This is a genomic window from Sphaerochaeta pleomorpha str. Grapes, assembly GCF_000236685.1.
Lineage (GTDB): Bacteria > Spirochaetota > Spirochaetia > Sphaerochaetales > Sphaerochaetaceae > Sphaerochaeta > Sphaerochaeta pleomorpha.
In genome coordinates this window covers 849,937-874,186 of the sequence record NC_016633.1, presented here as the reverse complement: position 1 = coordinate 874,186, position 24,250 = coordinate 849,937, and the positions used below count along the sequence as shown (strand labels likewise).

18 protein-coding genes and 6 tRNA genes are annotated in these 24,250 nt (G+C 47.2%); 5 read left to right on the top strand and 19 right to left on the bottom strand.

Going from position 1 to position 24,250, the window contains the following annotated elements:
- Positions 1-37 precede the first annotated feature (37 nt).
- Positions 38-3,175, top strand: coding sequence for an efflux RND transporter permease subunit (locus tag SPIGRAPES_RS04005; RefSeq protein WP_014269486.1), 3,138 nt, complete (start codon positions 38-40; stop codon positions 3,173-3,175).
- Positions 3,172-4,812, top strand: a complete 1,641-nt coding sequence (locus SPIGRAPES_RS04000) for a hypothetical protein (RefSeq protein ID WP_014269485.1) — start codon at positions 3,172-3,174, stop codon at positions 4,810-4,812. The genes SPIGRAPES_RS04005 and SPIGRAPES_RS04000 overlap by 4 nt, the downstream gene beginning before the upstream one ends.
- Here the strand turns inward: SPIGRAPES_RS04000 and SPIGRAPES_RS03995 are convergent.
- The 3 genes from SPIGRAPES_RS03995 to SPIGRAPES_RS03985 all read right to left on the bottom strand — a co-directional run bounded on the left by SPIGRAPES_RS03995 (position 4,807) and on the right by SPIGRAPES_RS03985 (position 7,879).
- Positions 4,807-5,682: an alpha/beta hydrolase family protein gene (locus SPIGRAPES_RS03995; protein ID WP_014269484.1), complete on the bottom strand. Its 876-nt coding sequence runs from the start codon at positions 5,680-5,682 to the stop codon at positions 4,807-4,809. The genes SPIGRAPES_RS04000 and SPIGRAPES_RS03995 overlap by 6 nt on opposite strands.
- Positions 5,683-5,749: 67 nt before the next feature.
- Positions 5,750-6,865: a GGDEF domain-containing protein gene (locus SPIGRAPES_RS03990; RefSeq protein WP_014269483.1), complete on the bottom strand. Its 1,116-nt coding sequence runs from the start codon at positions 6,863-6,865 to the stop codon at positions 5,750-5,752.
- Positions 6,866-7,015: 150 nt separating this feature from the next.
- Complete coding sequence (locus tag SPIGRAPES_RS03985; protein ID WP_014269482.1) at positions 7,016-7,879, bottom strand: hypothetical protein; 864 nt, start codon at positions 7,877-7,879, stop codon at positions 7,016-7,018.
- Between the two features lie 245 nt (positions 7,880-8,124).
- On the opposite strand from SPIGRAPES_RS03985, the gene SPIGRAPES_RS03980 reads away from it, so the two are divergent.
- Positions 8,125-8,838 carry an SGNH/GDSL hydrolase family protein gene (locus SPIGRAPES_RS03980; RefSeq protein ID WP_014269481.1) on the top strand — a complete coding sequence of 238 codons (714 nt, stop codon included), beginning with the start codon at positions 8,125-8,127 and terminating at the stop codon, positions 8,836-8,838.
- Positions 8,839-9,297: 459 nt separating this feature from the next.
- Here the strand turns inward: SPIGRAPES_RS03980 and SPIGRAPES_RS03975 are convergent.
- From SPIGRAPES_RS03975 to SPIGRAPES_RS03905, 15 genes are all read right to left on the bottom strand, one after another.
- Positions 9,298-9,382 (bottom strand) — tRNA-Leu (locus SPIGRAPES_RS03975).
- A 109-nt stretch (positions 9,383-9,491) separates the two neighbouring features.
- Positions 9,492-11,282: an oligoendopeptidase F gene (gene pepF, locus SPIGRAPES_RS03970; protein WP_014269480.1), complete on the bottom strand. Its 1,791-nt coding sequence runs from the start codon at positions 11,280-11,282 to the stop codon at positions 9,492-9,494.
- Positions 11,273-11,884, bottom strand: a complete 612-nt coding sequence (locus SPIGRAPES_RS03965) for a non-canonical purine NTP pyrophosphatase (protein WP_014269479.1) — start codon at positions 11,882-11,884, stop codon at positions 11,273-11,275. Before SPIGRAPES_RS03965 ends, pepF begins: the two co-directional genes overlap by 10 nt.
- Before the next feature lie 22 nt (positions 11,885-11,906).
- A complete protein-coding gene (locus tag SPIGRAPES_RS03960; protein ID WP_014269478.1) occupies positions 11,907-12,911 on the bottom strand; it encodes a hypothetical protein in 1,005 nt (334 codons plus the stop codon).
- A 57-nt stretch (positions 12,912-12,968) separates the two neighbouring features.
- On the bottom strand, positions 12,969-13,949 hold the full coding sequence (locus tag SPIGRAPES_RS03955; RefSeq protein WP_014269477.1) for a DHH family phosphoesterase: 981 nt from the start codon (positions 13,947-13,949) through the stop codon (positions 12,969-12,971).
- Between the two features lies 1 nt (position 13,950).
- Positions 13,951-15,180: an ATP-dependent Clp protease ATP-binding subunit ClpX gene (clpX, locus tag SPIGRAPES_RS03950; protein ID WP_014269476.1), complete on the bottom strand. Its 1,230-nt coding sequence runs from the start codon at positions 15,178-15,180 to the stop codon at positions 13,951-13,953.
- Positions 15,180-15,788 carry an ATP-dependent Clp protease proteolytic subunit gene (locus tag SPIGRAPES_RS03945; protein ID WP_014269475.1) on the bottom strand — a complete coding sequence of 203 codons (609 nt, stop codon included), beginning with the start codon at positions 15,786-15,788 and terminating at the stop codon, positions 15,180-15,182. The genes clpX and SPIGRAPES_RS03945 overlap by 1 nt, the downstream gene beginning before the upstream one ends.
- Positions 15,789-15,879: 91 nt before the next feature.
- Positions 15,880-17,253 carry a trigger factor gene (tig, locus tag SPIGRAPES_RS03940; protein ID WP_245535465.1) on the bottom strand — a complete coding sequence of 458 codons (1,374 nt, stop codon included), beginning with the start codon at positions 17,251-17,253 and terminating at the stop codon, positions 15,880-15,882.
- Positions 17,254-17,736: 483 nt separating this feature from the next.
- A tRNA-Gly gene (locus SPIGRAPES_RS03935) sits at positions 17,737-17,808 on the bottom strand.
- A gap of 39 nt (positions 17,809-17,847) precedes the next feature.
- Positions 17,848-17,929: transfer RNA gene (locus tag SPIGRAPES_RS03930), tRNA-Leu, on the bottom strand.
- A 37-nt stretch (positions 17,930-17,966) separates the two neighbouring features.
- Positions 17,967-18,039: transfer RNA gene (locus SPIGRAPES_RS03925), tRNA-Lys, on the bottom strand.
- 53 nt (positions 18,040-18,092) lie between these two features.
- Positions 18,093-18,166 (bottom strand) — tRNA-Arg (locus SPIGRAPES_RS03920).
- Positions 18,167-18,186: 20 nt separating this feature from the next.
- Positions 18,187-18,258: transfer RNA gene (locus SPIGRAPES_RS03915), tRNA-His, on the bottom strand.
- A 139-nt stretch (positions 18,259-18,397) separates the two neighbouring features.
- A complete protein-coding gene (locus SPIGRAPES_RS03910) occupies positions 18,398-20,683 on the bottom strand; it encodes an AAA family ATPase (protein ID WP_014269473.1) in 2,286 nt (761 codons plus the stop codon).
- Positions 20,680-21,372, bottom strand: a complete 693-nt coding sequence (locus SPIGRAPES_RS03905; protein WP_155816651.1) for a hypothetical protein — start codon at positions 21,370-21,372, stop codon at positions 20,680-20,682. The genes SPIGRAPES_RS03910 and SPIGRAPES_RS03905 overlap by 4 nt, the downstream gene beginning before the upstream one ends.
- Before the next feature lie 67 nt (positions 21,373-21,439).
- On the opposite strand from SPIGRAPES_RS03905, the gene SPIGRAPES_RS03900 reads away from it, so the two are divergent.
- Positions 21,440-22,810 (top strand): MATE family efflux transporter, encoded by a 1,371-nt coding sequence (locus SPIGRAPES_RS03900; RefSeq protein WP_014269471.1) that lies wholly within the window; start codon positions 21,440-21,442, stop codon positions 22,808-22,810.
- Between the two features lie 58 nt (positions 22,811-22,868).
- On the top strand, positions 22,869-23,579 hold the full coding sequence (locus tag SPIGRAPES_RS03895) for a Bax inhibitor-1/YccA family protein (RefSeq protein ID WP_014269470.1): 711 nt from the start codon (positions 22,869-22,871) through the stop codon (positions 23,577-23,579).
- Between the two features lie 154 nt (positions 23,580-23,733).
- On the opposite strand, the gene SPIGRAPES_RS03890 is transcribed toward SPIGRAPES_RS03895, so the two are convergent.
- Positions 23,734-23,964, bottom strand: coding sequence for a hypothetical protein (locus SPIGRAPES_RS03890; protein WP_014269469.1), 231 nt, complete (start codon positions 23,962-23,964; stop codon positions 23,734-23,736).
- Between the last annotated feature and the right edge of the window lie 286 nt (positions 23,965-24,250).

Here is a 24,250-nt window from a genome sequence, read left to right as displayed (position 1 = left end):
TGTCTTGATTACGATATATCCAAATTAGGAGATATATATGGATTCTCAGCAGGAAAGAGAGGATCGGCTTGAACGCCCCGGATTCAGTGTAGGGCGTTTTTCCGTAACGAAACCGGTCCTTGTAAATATACTTATGATTACGTTGCTTGCCCTTGGGGTTTTCAGTATCCTTCGTCTTCCCCAGGAACAATTTGCAGAAGTGCCGTTCTTTTGGGTCAATGTCATCGTCCCCTATCCGGGGACCAGTGCCCAGGATGTAGAGTCGACGGTGACCATACCGGTAGAGAATGCCTTCCAGGGAATGAACAGGCTCAAGAAAGTCAGTTCCACTACCAGTGAGGGTCTTTCGGTTGTGCGGGTAGAATTCGACGATGGCATCTCGAATGCAGAGTTCCAGACGCTGTTTCAGGATGCCCAGACCCGTTTCAGTCAAGTTGATCTCCCCTCTGGGGTGCTTTCGCCGCTGGTTGACGATTTTTCCTCGTCAGATTTTCTTCCAGTCATTGAGGTGGTTCTCAGCGGGGATCTTCCCTATGAAGAGCTCCGGCAAGAGGCCTTTTCCCTCAAGAATAAAATTCTTACGGTAAATGATGTGGCAGACGTTGACATCATCGGGCTGCCAGACCGACAGATTTTGGTAGACCTTGACCCTGGTCGCCTTAGCTCGCTTGGTTTGTCAGTCAATGAGGTACTCAGGGCCATTCAGAACCAAAACAGTATTATTCCAAGCGGAACTCTCAGTACAGGTTCAAGGGAATACCTTTTGCGCACCCTTGGATCAATCCAGAGTGTTGATGATGTGGCGAAGGTAATCATAAAGCGCTCGAGCACCGGTGACGGGGTTGTAACCGTCGGTGACGTTGCCAATGTAGCCTTTGGCTTCGACCCTGATTCCTCCCTTGCCAGGTTCAATGGCAAGCCTGCGATAAGCCTCCGTGTCACCAAAGTACTGCGGGGAAGTTCAGTATCTGTAGTCAAGGGAACCCGTGCTATCGTTGACCAGGCAAAGCAAGATACTTCGTTTGCCGCGAACCTTACGTTGTTCAACGACTCTACGGTACAGATTGCCTCCAGCCTTTCGGTGTTGACAGGAAATGCCGTCATGGGGTTGTTCCTTCTGGTCTTTATCCTATGGTTGTTCGTAGGGTTCCGCAATGCCTTGATGACAGCCTTGGGTATTCCGGTGACTTTTGCCGTAACCTTCATTGCCCTTGACCTGCTTGGGCAGACTATCAATACGAATACTCTGTTCGGTTTAGTCCTTGTGCTTGGATTGATCGTAGACCATGCAATCGTGATCATTGAAAACTCTTTCCGCTTGCAACAGCTTGGGTTGCGTCGCCATGAGGCAGCCATACAGGGCACCAACCAGGTGGTCTGGCCCATTATTGCCGCAACTGGAACTACCGTTGCTGCTTTCCTCCCGCTGATGATCATCCCGGGTACTATTGGAAAGTTCCTCAGGGTTATACCGCTGACTGTTTCCATTGCCTTGATTGCCAGTACTGGTGAGGCTTTGTTTTTCCTTCCCAGCCATTTTGCAGATTGGGGAAAAGAAGACAAAAAAAGGCGCAAACCGAAAAAGGAAGCCGGTTGGTGGTTTGAGTCGGTAAAGAGGGGCTATGGTAACATATTTGCCTCATGGTATCGACACAAGGCTCTTGTACTTGTGCTTGCACTGTTGGTCAGCATAGGAGTATTCAGTCTCATTGGATTTCTCAAGCAGGATTTGTTCTCGGCCGAGGATTACAGCTATTTCTCTATCGATATCAATACTCCCAGGGGAACTCCTTTTGCTGAAACCAACAAGATTGTCGGGGAGTATGAGAAAGTGCTTCTTCCCAAAGTAGGCAAGGGAGAGATTCTTTCCATCAGTTCGCGTATTGGGAGTCAGACGGGTAGTGACAGCTCAAAAGCCAGCTCGACCGTTGCCCAGATAACGGTTGACCTTGCCGAACAGGGGGATGCCAGGACACGGGGTATCGACGAGATAATACAAGAGGTCGAAAATGAGACATATTATATTACAGGTGCCGAGCAGGTCCTCTTTAGAAAAGCGCAGACAGGACCACCGATAACTGCACCGTTGAGCTTCCGGCTCTCAGGGGATTCCTACAATCAGATTATCGATTCTTCCCAGGCCATCCAGAACCTTTTGTTGAAAACCAATGGAGTCTCGAATGTAGAGGATGATTTTACATCAGGCAGCCCTGAATTGAAGATCCGTTTGAATCAGGACCGTGCCAACGCCTTGGGCGTTAGTGTATCGACTGTGGGAACCTTTCTCAGGGCACGGTTTGACAGCATAACCGTAGGGACTTTTTTCCAGAACAATGAGCAGATTGATATTTCTTTGCGCTTCGACAGCGGGAATGCCCAGAAATTTGATAGTCTGGAGCAACTCATGGTTCCTACCGATGACGGGCGTTTGATTCCCCTTTCAAGCATTGCGACGATAGAAACCGGAAATTCGCTGGGATCTATACGCAGGGTATCGGGCAAACGGGAGATTACCGTCACCGCGGAGGCCGAGGATTCAGTCGACTTGACTGCAGTGAATGCAAACATCCAGGAACTTTGGGATTCCAGCCTCCAGGCTGACTATCCTGACGTTACTTTTTCAGTCGGAGGTGAGTTCAGTGATTTCAGGAACCTCCTGCTGGATATCCTGAGGGTGTTTTTGCTGGGTATTTTCTTGATTTACCTTATTTTGGGTGCCCAGTTCAACAGTTACAGCCAACCTCTCTTGATTCTTATCTCCATACCGTTCGCTTTTATCGGAGTCGTGCTCTATCTATTCTTCTCTGGAACCCCCCTTTCGACAACGGTTATCTATAGCGGGGTTGCCTTGGCAGGAATCGCTGTAAACGATGCAATCGTGTTGATCAGTTTTATCAACGAGTTGCGTGCCACTGGAAAGGGGGTGTCAGAGTCCATCCAGGAAGCTACGCTCACCAGGATTCGCCCGATTCTTCTCACTTCCTTGACTACCATTGTCGGTCTTCTTCCGACTGCAATCGGTTTTAGTGGATATTCTGTTGTCTGGTCCCCTATGGCAAGTACGATAATTTTCGGTCTCTTGTTCTCTACGTTGACGGCTTTGTTCATCATTCCGATGTTTTATGGGATGATTTATGACCGGAAAGAAAAAGTAACTAAGCGGAGCGCCCTATGACCCATATTCGAAACTATATACGGACCATTCTTCTGGTGGGCACAGTCCTTGGTTCGTCTTCCTTTTTGCTGCCGGCCCAGTCCTATCCTGACCTTGTACAGCCAAATCCAGGCTCCAAGCCTTCTTACGAAAGCCTGGACATATCACAGGTGCAGGCTTTCTTGACCCAATGGCAGGGAGAAGAAACCGATCAGGCTATTTCCCTTGGAGCTTTTTCGAAAGCCTTGGCTGCGAACCTATCTGTACGGAATGCCACTTTACAGCAGTTGCGTTCGGTGTATCAGATACAGAGCAGGCAACTGGCCAATCTCAAAGACCAGGCAAAGCCTGTTTTCGCGTTGTTTTCCGATGCTTCCAATCCCTTGTATTCGTACAGTCTGGTTACTGTAAATACTACAGGGGGTATCACAACGACCACGGAATCTCACAAGCTGGGTATCGGGGCCTCGATGACCCAGCAGCTTCCTTCTGCCGGGAGTGTTTCTTTGACGGTAAAGGAAGGCTCAACGCTTTCTCTCAATGACTTGGAAACAGATTGGAGGTGGACCCATAAACCCTCCGTTGGTTTTACATTCCAACAACCGCTAGGACTTGGTGAAGGGCTCATTGATACGTCATATGCAAGTAAGATACTTGAGCGTAAGACTTTGGAACAAACGGGTGCAATGGATGCTATTGCCTCGACCCAGTCAGCCTTGGTACTCCAGGGGAGCAGTCTGTTTGTCTTGCGTCAGAATCTAATGGAAAGCCGCTATCTGTTGCAAAGGCAGCAGAAACTTGTTGAAGAAGAACTGAGTGATACCGATAGTGATTATATAGCCGGTCGGGTAAGCAAGAATGACTTGGAGCGGAAGACCTATGCGAGGGAACAATTGCTTCTCCAAATTTCCAGCCTTTCAGATCAGATAGATTCGGTGGAAGATTCGCTTGGCACTCTCTATGGCCCTCTGTTTTCCTCTGTCCCCTACAGGGTGTCCGTTTCCTTGGAAAATGTGGAGCGTTTGTTTTCTTATAGGGGCACTGCTTTGTTAGATGACTCAGCCCTGTTTGAAAAGGTGTTGAAAAATGATGCCACCTACAAAGAGGCTCTGAGGAAGAAACGTATAGCGCAGATAGATTCCATGTTCAATAATCTTGCAGACAGCCCGATGTTCTCTCTTGGCATGCAGCTTTCCCCTTATTATGACACCTCCCAGGGTAATGGGTTTTTTGGCTCAATCGGGGAATTGTTTTCGAATGGGAAACCGGTAGTATCGGTTTCTGTAAACTTCTCGGCATCAGATTTGGCCATGAGAACAACCTCCATGACCAAGGAAATTGCAGGCGAAAGCCTTTCCCAGGCAATTATCCAGGTCACGGAAGCTATGCAGGGGGTGACTTCAAACCTGGAAGACTTCCAGAGACGTCTCAATCAGCAGATCCTCTCTCTTCGTCTTGCCTTGTCTGATTATCAGATCAAGGCTAATGACGTAGAAGTAGAGAGGATTCGCACCACTATGGGCCTTGGCAGCGCAAGCAGTATCGAGATACGGGAAAATCTTACCTATGCCTCAGCCTTTACTGTTTTGCAGAGTCTGCGTGAACTGGAGTTGCTTTCCCTGGAATTGGACAATCTGCTTGGAATGCAAGACCTATAGGGTGGACTTGAACCATTCGATTGTTTTGGCAGAGAGTTCCTCGAAGAGGGTAAGGTCGCCTGAGAAAACCCCGTAGAGATGATCTGCCCCTTCGATAGGGATGAGTTTGCTCTTCGGGTTTCTCGATACCGCCTGGACTTTCTCGCTATCGGTGAACGGGACAGTTGTATCAACGGTACCATGGATTGAGGCAATGGGCGCTTTTATTTTTGCGGCGTAGGAAAGCACATCCATGGTATCGACTTCGTCTATCCATTTCTTGCTTAGTTTCAGAGGTTCGCGCCATTCGAATTCCATGAACGTATACCCTTGTTTTTCTGCTTCACTCCGCATCTCGGGTGTTGCCATATCCCCTAATTCCAAGGCCCCTGCCCAGGTAAGTACGCTTGAAAAGGTATTGCTAGACCCTGCTGCGAGCAAGGCGTCTGTACCGCCTTGGCTCCATCCCATCACGCCGATCCTGTTTTTATCAATGCCTGCCATCCCTGACACAAAGGCAGCGACAGCCTCACAGTCACGTATGGCTTCCGTGTTGGAGTAAAGTTCATAGCTTGCAGTACTGTCTCCGCTACCCGGGAAATCGAAGCGTGCAGCTGCTATTCCTGCCTTTGCCATCTTTGGTGCCAGCATGAGGTAGGCATTGCCTGCTTCATCCTTATTGCTGCCTGTTCCATGCATCATCACTACAACGGGAACTTCTCCTTCCCCGATGGGCATGGTGAGGGTAACCGGGATAGTATGGTCTCCGTTAGGTACGGAAAACGTACTATCTACGATTCCCTTGGACATTGTCTTGTGCGTGGCCATGCACCCCGTGAGAGTGAGAAAGCAGAGAATAATCATGCCAACATACACTACGTGTTTTTTCATTGATTGCCTCCTATGTATCTCTGATTCATAGGATAGGCGATGGAATGCCACTGTACAAGCTGGGGCTTCAGTTTTGTTGCTGTTGTTTCATTTTTATCAGGGATTTGTGCTCGTACATCAAATTGTCTGCCTTCGATAAGGTTTCATCAATCCCCAACCCGAAATTTTTGTTGCTTGTAGCATAACCGTAGGCAAGTACCAGCGGGCATTCCTTATTTTCTTTGTTCTGTCGGTCCAGTTTCTCTTGTAGGTTTAGAAGCAATCTTTTGGCTTCTGCAGCTGGCAGAGCTTTGCAAATGACACAGAATTCATCTCCCCCGATTCTGTAGATATTTCCGACTTTCGCAAAACAGGTTGCAAGCAATCTGGCAGTGGAGCGGAGCATTTCATCACCGGCTGTATGCCCATAGGTGTCATTTGTTCGTTTTAGGTTGTTCAAGTCAAAGATAATCAGGGTTGCTTCTTTCTTATGGTTTCTTTGTAAGGAATACATTTCCATTTCAAAGGATTCCCTGTTCTCTATATTGGTAAGGGCATCGTAACTGAAGTGTTTCTCCAGTGTGTAGACGTAATACATCAGCAGGACTAACGATACGCTACCCCAGATAACCAGTACATCCGGGAAAATGTATTGTAAGGCAACTGCCGCTACCGGGAGGCAATAGATAAGCACCAAGTAGAAAGATGGGCTCTTTTGGTTGTGGCCCCGGTACTGTAGTGAAGCATAGATATCGATGAAGAAGTAGAAAAGGCATATGGAAGGATTGAGGAGAAAAAGTGGCCCCCTGCTATACAGGTTTTGGTCATTTACCGAGAACAACCAGCCTGTTTGGTAGCTGAAAATGCTCAACAACACATTGGCTACCAAAGGGATGATTATTAAAAGCCGATGTTTTTTTCTCAAGGTATCGGAAGTGATGAAGTAGAAAATGACATAGGGTACCGATGGGCCGAGGGCAAACCCGAGCACGTTGATAGCCTTGTTGCAGTGAATGGCGAACTGCCCTGTTTCCCTGAGGATTTCTATGGAAGCGATATCGAGCAAAAGCAGGCAAATTGTCAGCAATGATCCGAATATGAAGAACTTATAGTCTTGGTTTTCCTTTACATGCCGCTTTGCCAGGAGAATGGTAAATATCAGTGGGAGAATGAAAAAGATATCGATTTTAACTGATGGTATCATGGGATTTTTCAAACACTCCTGTTTTGGCGTGAGTTGGAACTATTCGTAGCACTTGCGAAAACACTATAACACTGTAGAAGGAGTTGCCCTAAGGTTCAAGAGGATTCCTACCTTGGGAGACACAAAGCAAGAATCCTTTTGAAACGTTTTCTAGAGGGACCAGGAGGCCCCGGCAGAGAAGGTTACTGTAGCAATATTGTTCTTGGTATACGGTTCATCGGATACGGTCCAGGAAGAGTTTATAAAGGAACTGGTCCCATCGGCGGTACCCCCGAAGAATCTTGCTGTACCGAACAATTCCATTCCCGGTTTAAATTCATATCCCATCCGCAAAGAGGCATCGAGGATGGAGCCGGTGAAATCGAAGTCTGCCCCATTGAAGAACTTTGAGCTGGCATACGAGCCTGCGATATCGGCACTGAATTTCAAGCCGGAGGGGAAGCGGTATTCACTATAGATGGCCAGGGCAGGGACGATTCCTACATTCTGGGAAACATAGAGGGCCGGTACATTATCGGTACGGTCGATTGCCTTGAATACGATTGAGGCATTGCGAATCTGCAGGGCAAGCCCGACCCCAAAGATGGCATTGTCCCGGTTGCCCAGAAGGTCATAGGTATAGGTGAGGCGATAGAAGGGGAAACTGTAGGTGAGTTCCATGGCATCTCCATCTGCGAAAGCTTCACTGCCTATCGTAACGGGGGCCTCGAATTTCACGTTGGTCACCAGTTCCAAGGGCTGGTAGGTAAACCAGACTCTGTGGCGATTGGCGATGGTAGCGCCTACTGCATAGCGTTCGAAGGGGTAGAGGTTTTCCTGGCCGCCTTGGTTGACGAAATCAAAATCTGTTCCGCTTGTTCCATTCTGATAGGTATGGGCCAATATTGCGATTGCCCCTTGCTCTGTCTCGACGAAGGGTTTGAATTCAACAGCGGCAAAGAGGGGTAAAGAACTGAATATCAGGGATGCTATGATTAGGTACAATAGTGTAAAAGAAGCCTTTTTTGTTTTCATAATAAGAATCTCCTTGCATATACAGTAGTTGCCAAATTACCTATCGTCAATCGCTTGAGGAATTTTTGTTTGTTTGTCTACAAGGGTTTACTCTTATTGGTTATTCTCTACTAGTGAATCTAGACTCTATCTGGAGTGGGAATTGGTCAATTTGTTTCATTGTCGGCCCGTATTGTTGTTCGTACTATTGAAACAGGTGCATGATCCAATACTTGTGATAGTGGATTGGCAAGGAGAAGACAGATATGGCAAATACCATTCAGAAAGTCAGGATATTCGGCGATTCCATTTTGAAGGGAATTATCTATGATAAAGAAAGCAATCGATATGTTTCAATGGAACATCCACCTATAGACCAGGTGAGTGAGGATTTCAAACTTTCTATCCATAACAACTCACTGTTTGGTTGCACCGTGGGTAAAGGCCAAGTAATGCTTCAGCGTGCCATAGAGAAAGGTCTCGATTGTGATACTGCAATCCTGGAGTATGGCGGGAATGACTGTGATTTCAACTGGGCTGCAATCGCAGCTGACCCAGAGGGTACATACGCTCCCAATACTCCTTTGGAAACCTATGCAACAACCTTGAAGTCCATGATTACTTCCCTGCGTAAACAGCGGATCACTCCCATCCTGATGACACTGCCCCCGATCAATGCAAATCGGTATTTCAATTATTTCTGCGAGAAGGGTGGACTGGACAAAAAAGCAATCCTCGGCTGGTTGAAGAACGACGTAAACAGTATTGAACGGTTCCAGGAACTCTATTCGCTTCGAATAAACACCGTTGCAAGCGAGACAGGAACCACACTTATCGATATCCGCAGTGGCTTCTTGCAGCGATTTGACTGTGCTTCCTTGATTTGCGAGGATGGTATCCATCCCAATTACCAAGGGCATCTGCTCATTGCCTCGATGTTTTCAGAGTATCTTAAAACGAGGCAACTTGCGGTCTCCTAGATGTGGGGAGAGGAGACACTAAAGTTCCCTTCTCCCCGAATTCACTCAGTGCCCTGAACCGATGCACTAGTTGAACTACCATAAGAAAATAGATCCTGATAGTAGCGCTAGGATACCAAATCTGGATAGGGCAGGCATGAGCTTTGCCCTATTTTTATAAAGAGGCGCACCCTGATAATCTCCAATCACTTCTTCTCCTCTTGCCTGGAACAAAGGGCTATGAGGGCAAGGAGAGGCTTTTGGAGTCTGGCTGCAGGTTAGTAGGCTGCTTGCACTCAAGTGAGTTTTGGGGGCCTAGAATCGCCAATCAAGCGAGATTGCGAACCAAGCACCTAGCGGCGATGTGCTGATCAGATGCTTAGATGAATGTATTCTGAACAACTTCTAAGGCCCAGGCCTGTGTATAAAAAAAACAACCTTCTCAGTAGCAATTGCTTGCTCAAAAGAAGGTTGTTAGCATGCGGTAGACTGGACTTGAACCAGCATAGCCTTTCGACCACTAGCACCTCAAGCTAGCGTGTCTACCAAATTCCACCACTACCGCATTAAGAGGTTTGTTGTCAATTTGTTTAACTGACGTTGGCTACAATACAATATTGAGTGGCATTGCGTCAACCCCTCTTTTTAAGAATTGGGAACTTGTGAAAAAAACTTTACAATAATTTCTCGAACTCATCGAGCAACGAGGCAAAATACTTGAGTGCCGAACGTATTGGTTCAGCCTGTTCCATGTCAACTCCGGCTTTTTTCAAAGAATCGATAGGAAACTCGCTTCCCCCGCTCTTCAGGAAGGCAAGGTAATCCTGCCGTTCTTTTTCCCCACCGTTCAGTACTTTCTGGCTCAGGGCAATCGCAGCACTGATCCCTGTTGCATACTTGTAGACATAGAAGGAAGAATAGAAATGGGGTATTCGCAAACCCTCCAGATCGCTTTGTTCTTCAAAAGTCACCATTGGCCCGAAATAAGCTTTGAGAAGCTTGCCATATTCCGAACGGAGGGTCTCTACGGTCAAGGGAGTTCCCCCTTCTGCAAGTCTGTGGGTAGTGTCTTCATATTCTGCAAACATGGTTTGCCTGTAGAGGGTTGCCACGATATCATCCAGTTGCTTGCTGAGGATGAACGCCTTGGTTTTCGTATCCTTGGCTGTTTCGAGCAAATAGTTAGCTACCAGTTGCTCATTGAAGGTTGAGGCAACCTCGGCTTCGAAGATAGTGTAGTCGTATTGGAAATAGGGATTGTTCCGTACGCTGTAGAAACTATGCATCGAATGACCACCCTCATGGGCAATTGTAAAGAGGTCTCTCAGTACATCTTCCTTATAATTGAGCAGAATATAGGGTTTGCCTGAATAGCAACCGCTTGAAAAGGCTCCGCTCCGCTTCCCTTTGTTCTCATAGCGGTCGACCCAGCGCTCTGAGGTGAGTCCATTCTCGATAACCGTGACATATTCTTCCCCGAGAGGGGCAAGGGCCTTGCAGACGATGTCTACTGCCTCGTCATAGCTTGTTTTAGTCTGTACACCGGAAACCAGGGGAACATACACATCGTAATGGGCAAGGCTTTCAAGTCCCATCAGTTTCGCCCTCAGTGCATAGTAGCGATGTAATGAAGGCAAGGCCTCATGGACGCATGAAATCAGGTTGTCATATACTTTTTGGGGAACATTGTCCGGAAACAATGCTTTTTGCCGGCAAGAATCATATCCCCGGGCCTTGCAACGGAACATATCCTGTTTTACTTGGCCTTCATATAAGCGTGCTATTGTCATTTTATGGCTTTCATAGTTCTTGTAGAACTGCAGATAGACCTTCTTGCGAAGCTCCCTGTCTTCCTGCATCATAAAGGAACTGAAGGTACTCTGGGTCAAAGGCTTCAAGCCTTCCTTTGTCTCGATCATGCCGAAATCGAAATCCACATTGGTAAGGTCCTGGAACGTAGTCTTTGCTGTCGCACCTACTTCGCTTTCCAAGGCCATAAGGCGCTCTTCTTTCTCGCTCAGGATATATTGTTTGAACCTTCTGGACTTTTTCAAATACACCTTGTACTGGGAGAAATCCGGATCATCAAGGTAAGTGTTGATTACACTTTCTTCAATCAAAAGCAATTCGGGGTCGAAATACGCCATATTCGTACCGAGTCTGGCAAGTTCCTGGGTTACCATGGAGTAGCGTTGGACATTCATATTGTCAGAAGCATCGGCAGAATAATTGAGGAAAGCCCAGTTTGCAAGGGATTCGGCGAGAATTCCGGTTTCTTTGTACCAGGAAAGGACTTTGAGAAAGGATTCTTTGCCTGCGATGAGCTGGCCCTTGAAAAGAGGGGCTTCTTCAATCCTGTTTTTCAATTCTTCCATGCCTTTTTCCCATTCCTTTGCAGAGGGAAACAAGGCGGAAAGGTCCCAGGTATCGGTCTCGTTGACTTCTGAACGTGTTGCTATATGCATGATAATTCTCCTAACAAAGTAATAAGATGACGTGTCGCCCTACCACGGTGGCTGTAAAGGTCTTTTTCTGCAGCAGTAAGTTCTGCCATGGTTTTGCCTACCGCATTTACGACAAAAACAGGATCATAGCCGAATCCTCCCTTTCCGTATTGCTCATATGCAATATGACCTTCTACCGATTCACAGAACGTGAAGATACGATAGGGTGATACTACCAGGCTTAGGGCACATACAAAAGAAGCCGAACGGTCTTCTTCCTGCACGATATGCTTCAGGTTGCTGAGCAGATATTCATTTCGTTCCCCTGCCTCTAGAAGGCGGTTGAATGTTTCCATCCCATACCGTGCAGTCCTTACCCCTGGTTGTCCCCCAAGGGCATCGACGCAAAGCCCGGAATCATCAGCGAGGACGGCATATCCTTTCGGGACCAGTTTTGCCAGGCTCAATGCCTTTCCAAGGGAATTTTCTGTAAAGGTTTCGGCAGTCTCCTCAAAATCGAAAGTAAGGCCGAGTTCAGAGGGAAGAAAGAGCTTATGACCCGTGAGAATCCTTGAGAATTCTTCCCTTTTGTGGTTGTTTGACGTTGCAAGTACAATATTCATAGGTAGAAGATACTTCTTTGAACTAGGATTCGTCCAGACATTCTTGCAGCATGATCTTAACATAATGCATAGAAGAGGCAACCGTTCCCTTGGGAATGGAGAGCAATGTGCTTATCTGTGAATGACTCAGATGAAATTCAAGTTCCCGTATTTTTTGGATTTTCGAGGCAAAGGCTTTCTCTGTCCAAGCTTGCAGCCCCTCGAGTCTTTTGCGTTCCATCTGGTCAGTCGTGGCTTGGAGGGAAGCTTGGATTTCCATCAACCGTCTAAAATGCCTACGGGAAGTCTGCTCAAGCAGTTCTTTTGTTTTTTTCTTGGCATCGAGGGTTTGCTCCGCAGTTGACAGATATTCGTCCAGGAGTTTCAGATCAACCTCGAGGATGCAGGCAATCTCTATGAGCAGATGTTGGTTCATGAGATGCGGAGAAATTGCAAGCATTATGATAAACCGTTTCCGGTTCACCTTGTTCCCCAGTTTTTCCTTCAATGCCCTTTGTATCGGATTCAAGGTAATCGAGGGGTATTCGCTTTTTGTAGGATTGTCTACAAGGGTCTGGAAGTGGTGAGGCATCGACTCCTCGCTTACCAGGTTGATTTGCGTAAAGAGCGGCCTATTGTAGTGGCAAAGATACTCTGCTTTTTCCCCGACACACATGCTCTCGGTCTCTACTTGCTGGGCGTGTTCACAGTCAAGGATTACCTGTTCCTTCGCTTTTTTTGAGCGTCGGAGGGTTACGAAATATCTGCTTCGTTTTCGTACTACCTGGGCAATGTATCCAAGATAGGATAGGTTGCCTGCACGATAGGAATCGATGTAATGGTCAATCGTGTCATAGCAGTAGAAAAGGAATTCACAACAGTCTTCCTCAGGGAGGATTCTCAAATAAGAGGGGAGGGAATAGAGTAATCTTTGCGTAGAGAGATGGATAGAAGTGTGAAGGGCCTCATCCGAACGTTTGTTGTGAAAGGCGAGGACATCTGAAGTCAATTTTGTGCTTTGTCTATCGGAAAAACAGGGACATTGCATGGGAATCTCCTTTGTGTAATCTACACAAAAGCATGCAATGTACGTGCCAATTATTTCTTAAAGCAGATTTTTAACCGCTTTGAGTAGTTCTTCTTTGACCAAGGCAATGTTTTTGGGGACTGTTACCCCGGCAGCTTTTTTGTGTCCGCCGCCGCCAAAACTCTCTGCAAGGGCGCCTACATCGACTTTGCTCGGGTGGCTCGCGCGGAATCCTACTTCGGTTACGTTTTCCGATACTTCTTTGAAAAACAAAACGACCTGAACCCCTTTAATCGAGAGCAACATCGAATACAATGTATCGCTGGGCTTATCGGTTGTGATGTATTCCTTGCTGTCACTCAAATAACTGCTGCTGATCATGAGCTTACCGCCAATATGGCTCTCGCTCCTGTCAATAAGCTTGCCAAGATATTTGACATACCCCAGGCTTTTTCCACCAGTCATCTTGTCGCTCATCATATTGGGGGATACCCCGATATCAACCAAGTCGGCAACCATCCTGAGGGTTTCCCCGCGATGGGCGTTGATGAAGCGGAAAAAACCGGTATCGGTAGCAAAACCAAAAAAGAGATGATCTGCAATCTCTTTGGAGATTTCCACACCGAGCGCTTGGTAGAGCTTCATGATAATCATAGTGGTGGAAACCGAATTCGGTACGATATATCTAAAGTCGCCGAACTGTTCACCGCTGCTATGATGGTCGAAAATAATCGTTGTCAAACCAGTTATCTCATCGGCAATTGTCCCTAACCTGTCAGATGAGGAACAATCGACAACGATAACCACTGGTTTTCTACTGACAAGCTCTGCATCAATATGGGGTAGAAAATCTGACCTCAGGGAAGTGATTTCAGATCTGTCAAAAGGGCCTGCATTCGCCATATGGACCGTTTTGCCCATTTTTAGAAGCAGTTCCTTCATCGATATTTCGCTGGAAAGGCAATCGCCGTCGGGGCTTACGTGCCCGACGACAATAAATTCCTTTGAATAGGTAATAAGATTGATAATCTCTGTCCCGATGGCTGGGTAGGTAAACATATTAGGCTCCACGGATTATTTCAGGTTCAGTCCCTTTCTCGACACAGTCTTGGTTGACTACAACCTTGGTGACCCCAGTCAGGGAAGGAATTTCATACATGATTTCCATCATAATGTTCTCAACAATCGAACGAAGCCCTCTGGCGCCGGTTTTCTGTTCATAAGCCTTCTTGGCAACTGCCTCGACTGCTTCCTTTTGGAAAACCAAATCAATGCCATCAAGTTTGAAAGAGGCCGCATACTGGCGAATAATTGAGTTTTTCGGCTCAACGATAATGCGCATGAGGTCTTTCTGGGAAAGGTTATCCAAGGCAACGTGAATAGGAAGGCGTCCGATAAATTCCGGGATCAACCCGAATTTTACCAGGTCGTCTGGCATAATCTCGCTGTACAGGGCATGGAGGTCCTTGTCTGCTGTACCGACAATGGAGGCACCAAAACCCATGGCATGGGAAGAAACCCTCTTTTCGATTACCTTGTCCAAACCTACGAAAGCACCACCGCAGATAAACAGGATATTCTTGGTGTTGATCTTCAGCATTTCTTGATTGGGGTGCTTCCTTCCACCTTGAGGAGGTACGGAGGCTTCAGTTCCTTCGATGATCTTGAGCAAAGCCTGCTGGACGCCTTCACCGCTTACATCACGGGTTATGGAAGGGTTTTCGCCTTTCTTTGCAATCTTATCGATTTCATCGATGAAAATGATTCCATATTCTGCTGCCTTGATATTGTCGTTGGCATTCTGGATCAATTTGAGAAGAATGTTTTCAACATCTTCACCAACATACCCGGCTTCGGTGAGGGTCGTAGCGTCTGCAATTGCAAACGGAACCTGCAGTTTCTTGGCCAAAGTGCTCGCAAGGAGCGTCTTTCCAGTCCCTGTAGGGCCTACCATGAGTATATTTGATTTATCGAGCTCAACTCCCTGTTCGGAAATCTGTTTTTGGAATTTGACCCGTTTATAGTGGTTGTAGACAGCTACAGCCAGGACACGCTTTGCATCTTCCTGCCCGATGACATATTCGTCCATGTAGTCTTTGAGTTCTTGGGGAGTAGGGATTGTTTCTGGCAAACCTACCACCTCTTCTTGCATCCCTGGATCACCACTGAGCATATCATTACAAACTTTGATACATTCGTCGCAGATGGCAACGCCTGGTCCATTGATCAGGCGTTTGACTTCCTCTTGGCTTTTTCCACAAAAAGAACAGACTTTCGAGTTTCTTGCCATTATTTGCTCCTTCTCATTACGTTGTCGACGATACCGTAGGTTACTGCATCGTCGGCACTGAGGAAGAAATCGCGTTCCACATCCTTGGAAACCTGTTCAGGGCTTTTATGGGTATGCTCAACAAAAATATCGATGGTAAGTTTCTTGAGTCTTCCAATTTCTTTTGCATGGATACTGATATCTGTCGATTGTCCTTCAACCCCGCCCCAGGGCTGGTGAATCATGACACGGGCAGAGGGAAGGATGTAGCGTTTCCCTTCCTTGCCACCGGCAAGCAAAAGGGCGGCCATGCTTGCAGCCTGTCCCATACAGATTGTCTGTACATCGCTTCTTAGATATTGCATGGTATCGTAAATTGCCAAGCCGGCAGTTACACTGCCTCCTGGGCTGTTGATGTAGAGGCTGATATCTTTTTTGGGATCTTCGGCCTCAAGGAAAAGCAACTGGGCAACAACAAGGTCTGCCGTTCCGTCATTGATCTCCCCATCGAGAAATATGATTCTGTCTTTCAGCAACCTGCTGAAAATATCGTAGGCCCGTTCCCCGACGCCAGACTGTTCGACTACCATCGGTATTGATGATTGCATCTTTTCGTGGTCTAAATTCATGTCAAAGGCCCCCTCTCGTTCTTGGGATTGAAAAGGCGGAACCTGACGGAACCGCCTTTTCTCTAACATACGTCAATCTCTGAAAACTAGATTAGGCGCCATAGCTTTCGTCCATGAAGTCGCTGTATGAAACAACGTCTCCATCAACGAATGTATTTTTTTCCTGGAGGAAGGGTCCGATTTTCTGGAATTTCATGTCATCTTCGATCATCGAACGGTAGTAGGTTCTCTGCTCTTCGTCGGTGATGTCTTTCAACTGCTCTTCACAGGCTTTGTTGAGTTCTTCCTCATCAAGGGCAAAGTTTTCCTTTTCCTTGATCTGTTCCATGATCAACTGGATGCGGAGAGATTTCTCAGCTGATGATCTCCAGGGTTCAGTGAGTTCTTCCTTGGTCTTGTGCTGGTAATCGAGGAATTTCATGATCTGGTCTTCGGTAAGTCCGGTCTGACGGACATAACGCTTCCAGCTCTGCTCAACTTCCATGTCAATCATGCTCTTGGGAACTGCAATGGAAACATTCTTCAACAGTTCATCAGAGAGTGAGTTGAGTTTGACTTCCTCAAGCTTTGCCTGGAGAGAAGCCTCAAGCTTTTCCCTGGTTGCCTTTACGAGGTCCTCGACAGTCTTGTACTCTTCCTTTACATCTTGTGCAAACTCGTCATCAAGAGCGGGGACTTCACGGGTTTTGACGGCCTTCATTGCAACTTTCAAGGTAATGGTCTTTCCAGCATACCCTTCAACCGTTGCATCTTCACCATAGGTCTTTTCAAAGGTTTTCTCTTCATCGGCTTTCATCCCGACGATGTCTTTGTCAATCTGGTAGAAGTTGTAGCCACTTCCGATGGTGAATACGAAATCCTTGCGTTCTGAACCGGCAACTTCATTCTGGTCGGCATCAAGTTCCACATAGTCGAGGGTAACGATATCCCCTTCTTCAGCAGCACCGTCTTTGTCAATTACCATTGCATTCTGGTCACGCAACTTGTCGATTTCCTTGGTTACGTCCTCATCAGAGACGGAAACCTTGGGAACGGAGACAGTCAAACCAGTATAGGTTGGCAATGCAAAGGTAGGCATTACGTCATAATGGACCGTAAAGGTGATATCGCTATTCGCCTTGAAAGGCATAAGCGTTTCCTCATCCTGAAGTTCAGGAGTACTGTAAGAAAGGGGTTTATACTTGTCTTCAGTTGCCTCGAGAGCTTCTTTAAGTGCTTCCTCTATGGTATTGAATGTGCTTTCTTCACGGATGGCAGTGCCAAATTTCCCTTCGAGTACGGAAATCGGTGCCTTACCTTTTCGAAAACCCTTGAGCTGGACATCTTTTGCATACTTGCCCAAAGCGGCTTTGTAGCCCTCTTCAATAGTGTCAGCGGTCACAGTGACCGTCAGCGCGACGGAGGAATTCTCCAGTTCTTTGATACTTTTGTCAGCGATCATGCTATCCTCATCCTTTCGGCCCATTGTGGACCTATATATCCTAGGCAACATTCCAGGCATAGCCGGGATAGTTGCACAATAATAACCATCATAATCAGTATCAATATACAACAAATGTCATATATCAACCACCGTTTAAGCAAGTTGTTCCAAAAAAAACTCATAAAAATGAGCACTTCGAAATCTCTTAGACACGCTAGAGCCTAAGAAAGGTCCTTTCCAAACGTTTCTTTGCGTACCTTTGCCGAGAATTTCCCCTGTAATCAAGAAAAGAATCCCCTAGGGGCAATGGTTGTGTCGGTAAGTCGTCTCTGGAATTTGAATTTACCAAATAATTGAAGTCTTGTGAAGCCATGGGAATTCGTTTTGGAAAATGGAGAAGAGAATGCCAATGGCCAGAGTGTATTTCTGGAGTGCAGACACCACAGCTGAATGCTGGAGGAAATGCAAGGGGTGCTTATGGCAAATAAAAAGACTCCTTACACTTTTCAATGTAAGGAGTCTGAGAGCGAAAGACGGGACTTGAACCCGCGACATCCACCTTGGCAAGGTGGAGCTCTACCACTGAGCTACTTTCGCAAAAAACCAATCAGCAATCAGTCAGAATAGTAAGTACGATGCGAGAGAGGGGACTTGAACCCCTATACCGTAAGGTACCAGATCCTAAGTCTGGCGTGTCTGCCAATTTCACCACTCTCGCGGTGCATGTCGTGCCCCGTTAAGGATCCGCCATGTTTTGAGCCGCAAAGGGATCGAACCTTTGACCCGCAGATTAAGAGTCTGCTGCTCTACCAGCTGAGCTAGCGGCCCATGACATACTAAACTAACAAAAACCAAAACACAAAACACACAAACCCAAACCATGCGCCCGGAAGGATTCGAACCTTCGACCTACGGATTCGAAGTCCGGCGCTCTATCCAGCTGAGCTACGAGCGCGTTTCTCAACCCTAGTGGAGGGTGGAAGACGGGGCTCGAACCCGCAACAGTCAGGACCACAACCTGATGCTCTACCATTGAACTACTTCCACCATTGGTAGCTGAAGCAGTGGTTCATCACCAGTGCGTTTCAACGTTGCATACTATGCCTTAAACCCTTTTCTTTGTCAACAACCCTTGTAGGAATTTTTCACTTTTTTACAATAGTTCTTTTAACCCCTTTTGTAGTAGCTATTTGAAAAAGTGGCTTTTCGCCTCTGTTTCCTTCCAGGCTTGTACTCCCTTTTGTAAGGCCGTTGCATCGTCTTTCTGGAATCCAAGAACCCCAAGGGTCCTGGCAGAGCGAATGATGGCTGTGTGATGCTTCCATCGGAAGCTCTTTTGGGCAAGCAAGGCATTCAACTCGGCAAGGCATTCTGCAAGGGAAACCTTGGTCCCCAGTTCATCCCAGGCCTTACTGTAGGAGGACCCAATCCAGCGACTGATATCATTTTGGGTAATGAAACGGTTTTCAAACAGATCATACTCCTGTATATCGGAGAACCAGCCAAATTCTTGGAAGGCAGGAGCTAGGTCTTCTGTTGACCAGTTTGCCAAAGAGGAGCCTTGCTTGCCATAGATACGTGCCTCAGCCTCGGCCAGTTTCTGCTTGATAGGCGAGGAGGGTGGGACAAGTTGTGAAAGCCTGGACCCTTGGGAGGGGATGGTCTCTGCAATACTCAGTATTCCCTCTTCACTGATTCGCTCTGACAGCATACCGAGCAATCCTTTGTCATCTACCAGATGGGAGAGCAGGTTGCGCCCCATGATCTTCTCAAACTTCAATCCCGGCTCGAGAGAGGCAAGTACTTCGGCGATAGGCTTTTTTACCACCATCGGTTGCTCTACTGCATCAAGCCCTTTTGCATAGTGGTTGATATGTTCAAACTGCTCGTCCCTGTTGACCTGGGCTACGACAAACCCCTCAGGGGTTCTCCTGTAGGCTTCCCAAAGAAGCAGGCCGTGTCCGGCGTTTACAACCAGCACCCGGTCGCTTCTTTTGAAATGAAGGGAGGAGAAAAGTTCATTACGGATCTTCTGGAGCATGGCGCCCCGTTCACTCGTCGTCCTGCTCAGCCACTGTTGCCGTTCTTTGTCTCCCGGGGAGTAGGTCAGGTTTTCCACAAAGGCATCTGGTGCGCTGCTTTCCAGCTGTTCCTCACGACGCTCCAGTACCTGGTCATGGATCTGTTTTTCATATCCCAGTTTCCCAGGTTGGTAGAAAACCTTGCCTTGAAGCGATGAAGGCAGGTACTGCTGGGCTACCCAGTGATCCTGGTAGGCGTGGGGGTACAGGTAACCTTCCCCGTGGCCGAACCCCTTGGCATCCCTGTTTCCGTCTCTCAAATGGTTCGGTACCTCGGCGCGTGCCTCTTGCTCGACCCCCTTGAGGGCGTCGAAGAAACCAAGGGTAGAGTTGCTTTTTGGTGCTGTAGCAAGATAGAGGGCCGCATGGGTAAGGTGAAACCTACCCTCGGGGAATCCAATTCTCTCGAATGCCTGTGCATCGGCCTCGACGACAACTATTGCCTGAGGGTCTGCAAGACCAACATCCTCGCAGGCACTGATCAGCATGCGGCGGAAAATAAACTTGGGGTCTTCCCCTGCCGAAACCATTTTGGCAAGCCAGTAGAGGGAAGCATCGGGGTCGCTACCCCTAACACTCTTTATAAAGGCGCTGATGACATCGAAATGGTAGTCCCCTTCCTTGTCATAGAGGACGGCCTTTTGCTGGATACTCTCCTCTGCTGCTTCCTTGCTTATGAAAATTGCTGTACCCAAAGGAGGAGGAAAAACTTCCACCGAGGTTTCGACAGCCAATTGCAAGGCGTTGAGCAGACTCCGCGCGTCACCGTTGGCAACCTCCACCAGGTGCTCTTTTGCGCCTTGCTCGAAAGAAACCCTATACGCGCCGTATCCCCGTTCCTTGTCATTGATGGTTTGTTCGACGATATTGTGCAAATCCTTGTCTGTAAGGCTTTTGAGCTGGAAAATTCTCGACCTGCTTACCAAGGCGGCATTAACTTCGAAATAAGGATTTTCGGTCGTAGCCCCGATTAAAATGATGGTTCCGTTCTCGACCCAGGGCAAAAGGGCATCTTGTTGGCTTTTGTTCCAGCGATGCACTTCATCTACAAAGAGGATGGTCCTCTGATTGTAGTGGTCCAACCTGCTTTTCGCCTCTTCAATTTCATAACGTAATTCTTTGACCCCGGACAACACAGCATTGAGCGTGCTGAAATGACGCTTTGTAGTGTTTGCTATGACACGGGCCAAGGTAGTTTTCCCTGTTCCTGGAGGCCCATAGAAGATAACGGAGGAAAGCTGGTCTGCCTGGATGGCCCTTCTGAGCAATCGGCCCTTGCCAATGATATGTTCCTGGCCGATATATTCTTCAAGCGAACGGGGCCGCATGCGGTAGGCAAGCGGTTGGTTTTTTTCACCGGTTTCTGCCGTAGCAGATTCGAAGAGATTCATGGCTGCAATTCCTGTTGAAAGATTTCGTAGACCGAGCCGGTCCCCTGGGGGACAGGGGTTGTCCGTATGTCCGACTCTTCCTGGGAGAGCTGTTTGAGGTACAACTCTACGAAGATTGTTGCAAGGTGGGCTGTTGGGAATTTAGCAATCTGGGGAAGCGCTTCCTCTCCCAGCAGTCCTTTTCCCTTTGACCAAATCGAATACCGGTCATAGATGGCTTCATAGGTTTTCTGGCTTTCTGTAAGTTCGTTTGCAAGCAACAACTGCACAGACCCGATAATCTGGATGCCAAACTGAGCGTTAAGGAGAGCAGATACACTACTGTTGGAAGACCGTAAAAGTTGCTGGGGGTTGTTGATCTGTAACTGCTCTATATAAGGTTTCAAAAGATCGGGGATTTTGATGGTGGTTTTCCTGAAGGCAAGTATGACCTGTTGTTGCCAGACTTTAAGATATTCGTCAAGCCGGGGTATCTGTTTTTGTTCAAGGAGAACCAATGATTCTGGCGGTAACAAGTCCTTTGTCTGGAGGGAGGCGTGCAGAGTGGCCGGCACTGACTCGCTTGCTTCCGTTACAGCTGTAAGCAAGGCGTTCTGTAACTGTTGGGTTTTGTTTTCGGTTTGTGTCGAAGTACTTTTGCAGCCGACCAGTACAACTATAGACAACACGATGACCATGCAACGCTTCATGTATCCTACTATAGCATCGGTAGACATGCTTGCCTAGCATTCTCTAAAAGGGATACAATTATGTTTGATGAAATTCCCACTTTCACAAGAAGCGAGGCAAATCAACAAAGAGATATTCAAATTGAGTTTGCCTACTATGTCAGGCTCATTGTTCCAGGCCTTCTATGATATTGTCGATATGGTCTGGATAGGCATGATTAATACCCAGGCTGTGGCAGCTGCAACAATCTTTGTTACCTTGTTCTGGGTGATAGAGATCCTCAATGAAGTCGTAGGGACAAGCAGCATATCCATGCTGAGCCAATACTATGGGTCAGGTGACTTGGAAAAAACCCGTGATGCAAGTGAACAGACGTTTGTGTTCAAGGCCTTGCTAGGCGTCATCGGGGCAATAATCATGATGATCCTCCTTCCCCCCTTCTTCCATTTGTACAGCAGCGACCCGAAAGTAATTACCTATGGGTTGCGCTACGGATATATCAGGATTGTATTTTTGCCAGTGTTCTTTTCCTCCTTCACGGTCAATACGATTTTCAGGTGTACCGGAGATGCCAAGACCCCCATGCGGTTGCTTATCATTTCCTCTTTGCTGAATCTCTTGCTCGACCCCTTGTTGATGTTTGATGTGATCCCGGGAACCTCAATCCATGGCTTGGGGTGGGGCATGGTAGGGGCAGCAGTTGCAACAGTTATCTCTGTTACCTTCAGTTTCACAGTAGGTTTTTTCCTGCTCGTAACAGGAAGGGCCCCTATCAAGATAAGGAGCAAGGGAATTTTCCATCTTGACTGGGCGGTAGACCGTAAGTTGCTCACCATAGGGCTTCCCAGCGGGCTTAACCTGTTGCTCAGGAATGTAGTTACGTTTGTAATATTGAAACTGGTCTCTTATTACGGAACAGGGGCTATAGCGGTTCTGGGTATTGCCAACCGCATATACCAGTTCGGGGCGATGCCTTCTAGCGGACTTGGAATGGGCTCTGGGATATTGGTGGGGCAGGCTTTGGGGTCGGAAGAGGTGTTGAAGTCAAGGCATATCGTGTTTTTGACCTCAGCAAACGGTTTGGTTTTTTCCCTCCTGTCGTCCGTGGCGTTTTTCATCTTTCCCCGGCAACTTCTTTCCCTCTTCCTTGGAAAAGGAGATATCAACCTGTTTGACGGCATAGGCCTTATGTATGTCTATGGGTTGTCCCTGATGGTCCTCTCTTTGATGAGCGGCCTGGGCGCAGCCTTCTTTGGTTCCGGGAAAACCCATCCCATCCTGTATGCATCCTTGATCTCCCAATGGTGCTTCCAGGTTCCCTATGCACTGTTTGTGACACTTGTACTCCATCTTCCGGTCACCTATCTGTGGGTTGCCTACTTTATCGGTGACTTTATCGAATGTGTGGGGATGTATATCTATTACCGCAAGGGCGAATGGACCCAGCATAGGGTTTGATACCAGTTGACTATTCATAAAAAAATAGAGACATTACTACTATATACCGGAGGTCGCTATGACTGAAAAGAAAGCTTCAATGCTTGAAAATGTATTTGTACGGGAACGAAGTATCGTAAAGAATGTATATCTCTGGATGACTGCAGGTTTAGGCATCACAGGGATAGTGGCCTTTTTTGTTGCCAGCAACCCCTCTTTGATGAAGGCGCTTATCGGAAATAGCATGGGGTTCATCCTTCTGGTCGTAGGTGAGTTCGCCCTAGTCTTTTACCTGAGTGCACGCCTGAACAAAATGAGCCAGACCAGTGCCATCGCGGCCTTTCTGGCTTATTCGGTGTTGACCGGGGTTTTGCTCAGCACCATATTCGTTGCGTATGCAGGGGTCGTAATCTATAAGACATTCTTGACCACTGCGTTGATGTTTGCAGGGATGAGTATCTATGCAATGACAACCAAACGGGATCTGTCCGGCCTCGGCTATTATTTACGAATGGGCCTGTGGGGCTTGATCATTGCCTCAATGATGAATATGTTCTTCCGTTCTGCTGGTTTTGACTACCTGCTGAGTTTCGTTGGTGTGGCTATCTTCCTTGGCCTTACCGCATTCGATACGCGAAAGATTATTGAGATGAACAACCAGTATGGATCTTCCATGGACGAGGAGGAGTTTACGAAGGTGAGCATACTCGGCGCACTGACCCTCTATCTGGATTTCTTGAACTTGTTTTTGTATCTGCTCCGTATTTTCGGACGGTCAAACAACAGATAATTTCCTGGTTTATAAACAGTTGGGATGTCAGCCATGCAAGCTGGCATCCTTTTTTTTGTCCTTGGCGAACCAAAAGGAAGGAACCAGTGAACTTTCCCTGATCACTGGTTCCTGAATCTGCAAGCTTGTCTGTCCGGACCCGCTATGAATTTTATTATTTTGCTACTACGAAAAGCGTTTTCCCATATTCAGTGCCACTGACTGAATAGGTGAAATTTGCATTGTTTGATACAACCGAAATGTCGTTACCGATAGCATGGAAAGTCGCTGTCGGAGGTATCACCGCAACCAGGGTAAGGGTTGCAGTATTTTTTGTAAGGGCGAACAAAGGGGAGGTGGTGATTGCCAGTAAGAGCACTGTTGAAATGAGTACTATCTTTTTCATCTTCTCCCTCCTTCTTCTTTCTTATTACATCCAAACAATAGTCTATGTGTTAGAGGTTGTCAATAAAAAAAATATATAAATTATTATATTATATAAAGTTACGAAATGTCATATGTGAAAAGAAGTTTGCAAAAACATATTACATAAAACAAAGCTATACCCTAAGTTTTTACCACTGTTTTTTTTGATATAGTGCACATATGACACAAAGAAAGCCCAAAGGAAGAGCCCTTTCGGCAAAGCAGTGGGTTTTTGTGATATGGCATATCTTCTGATGTGACAAGAG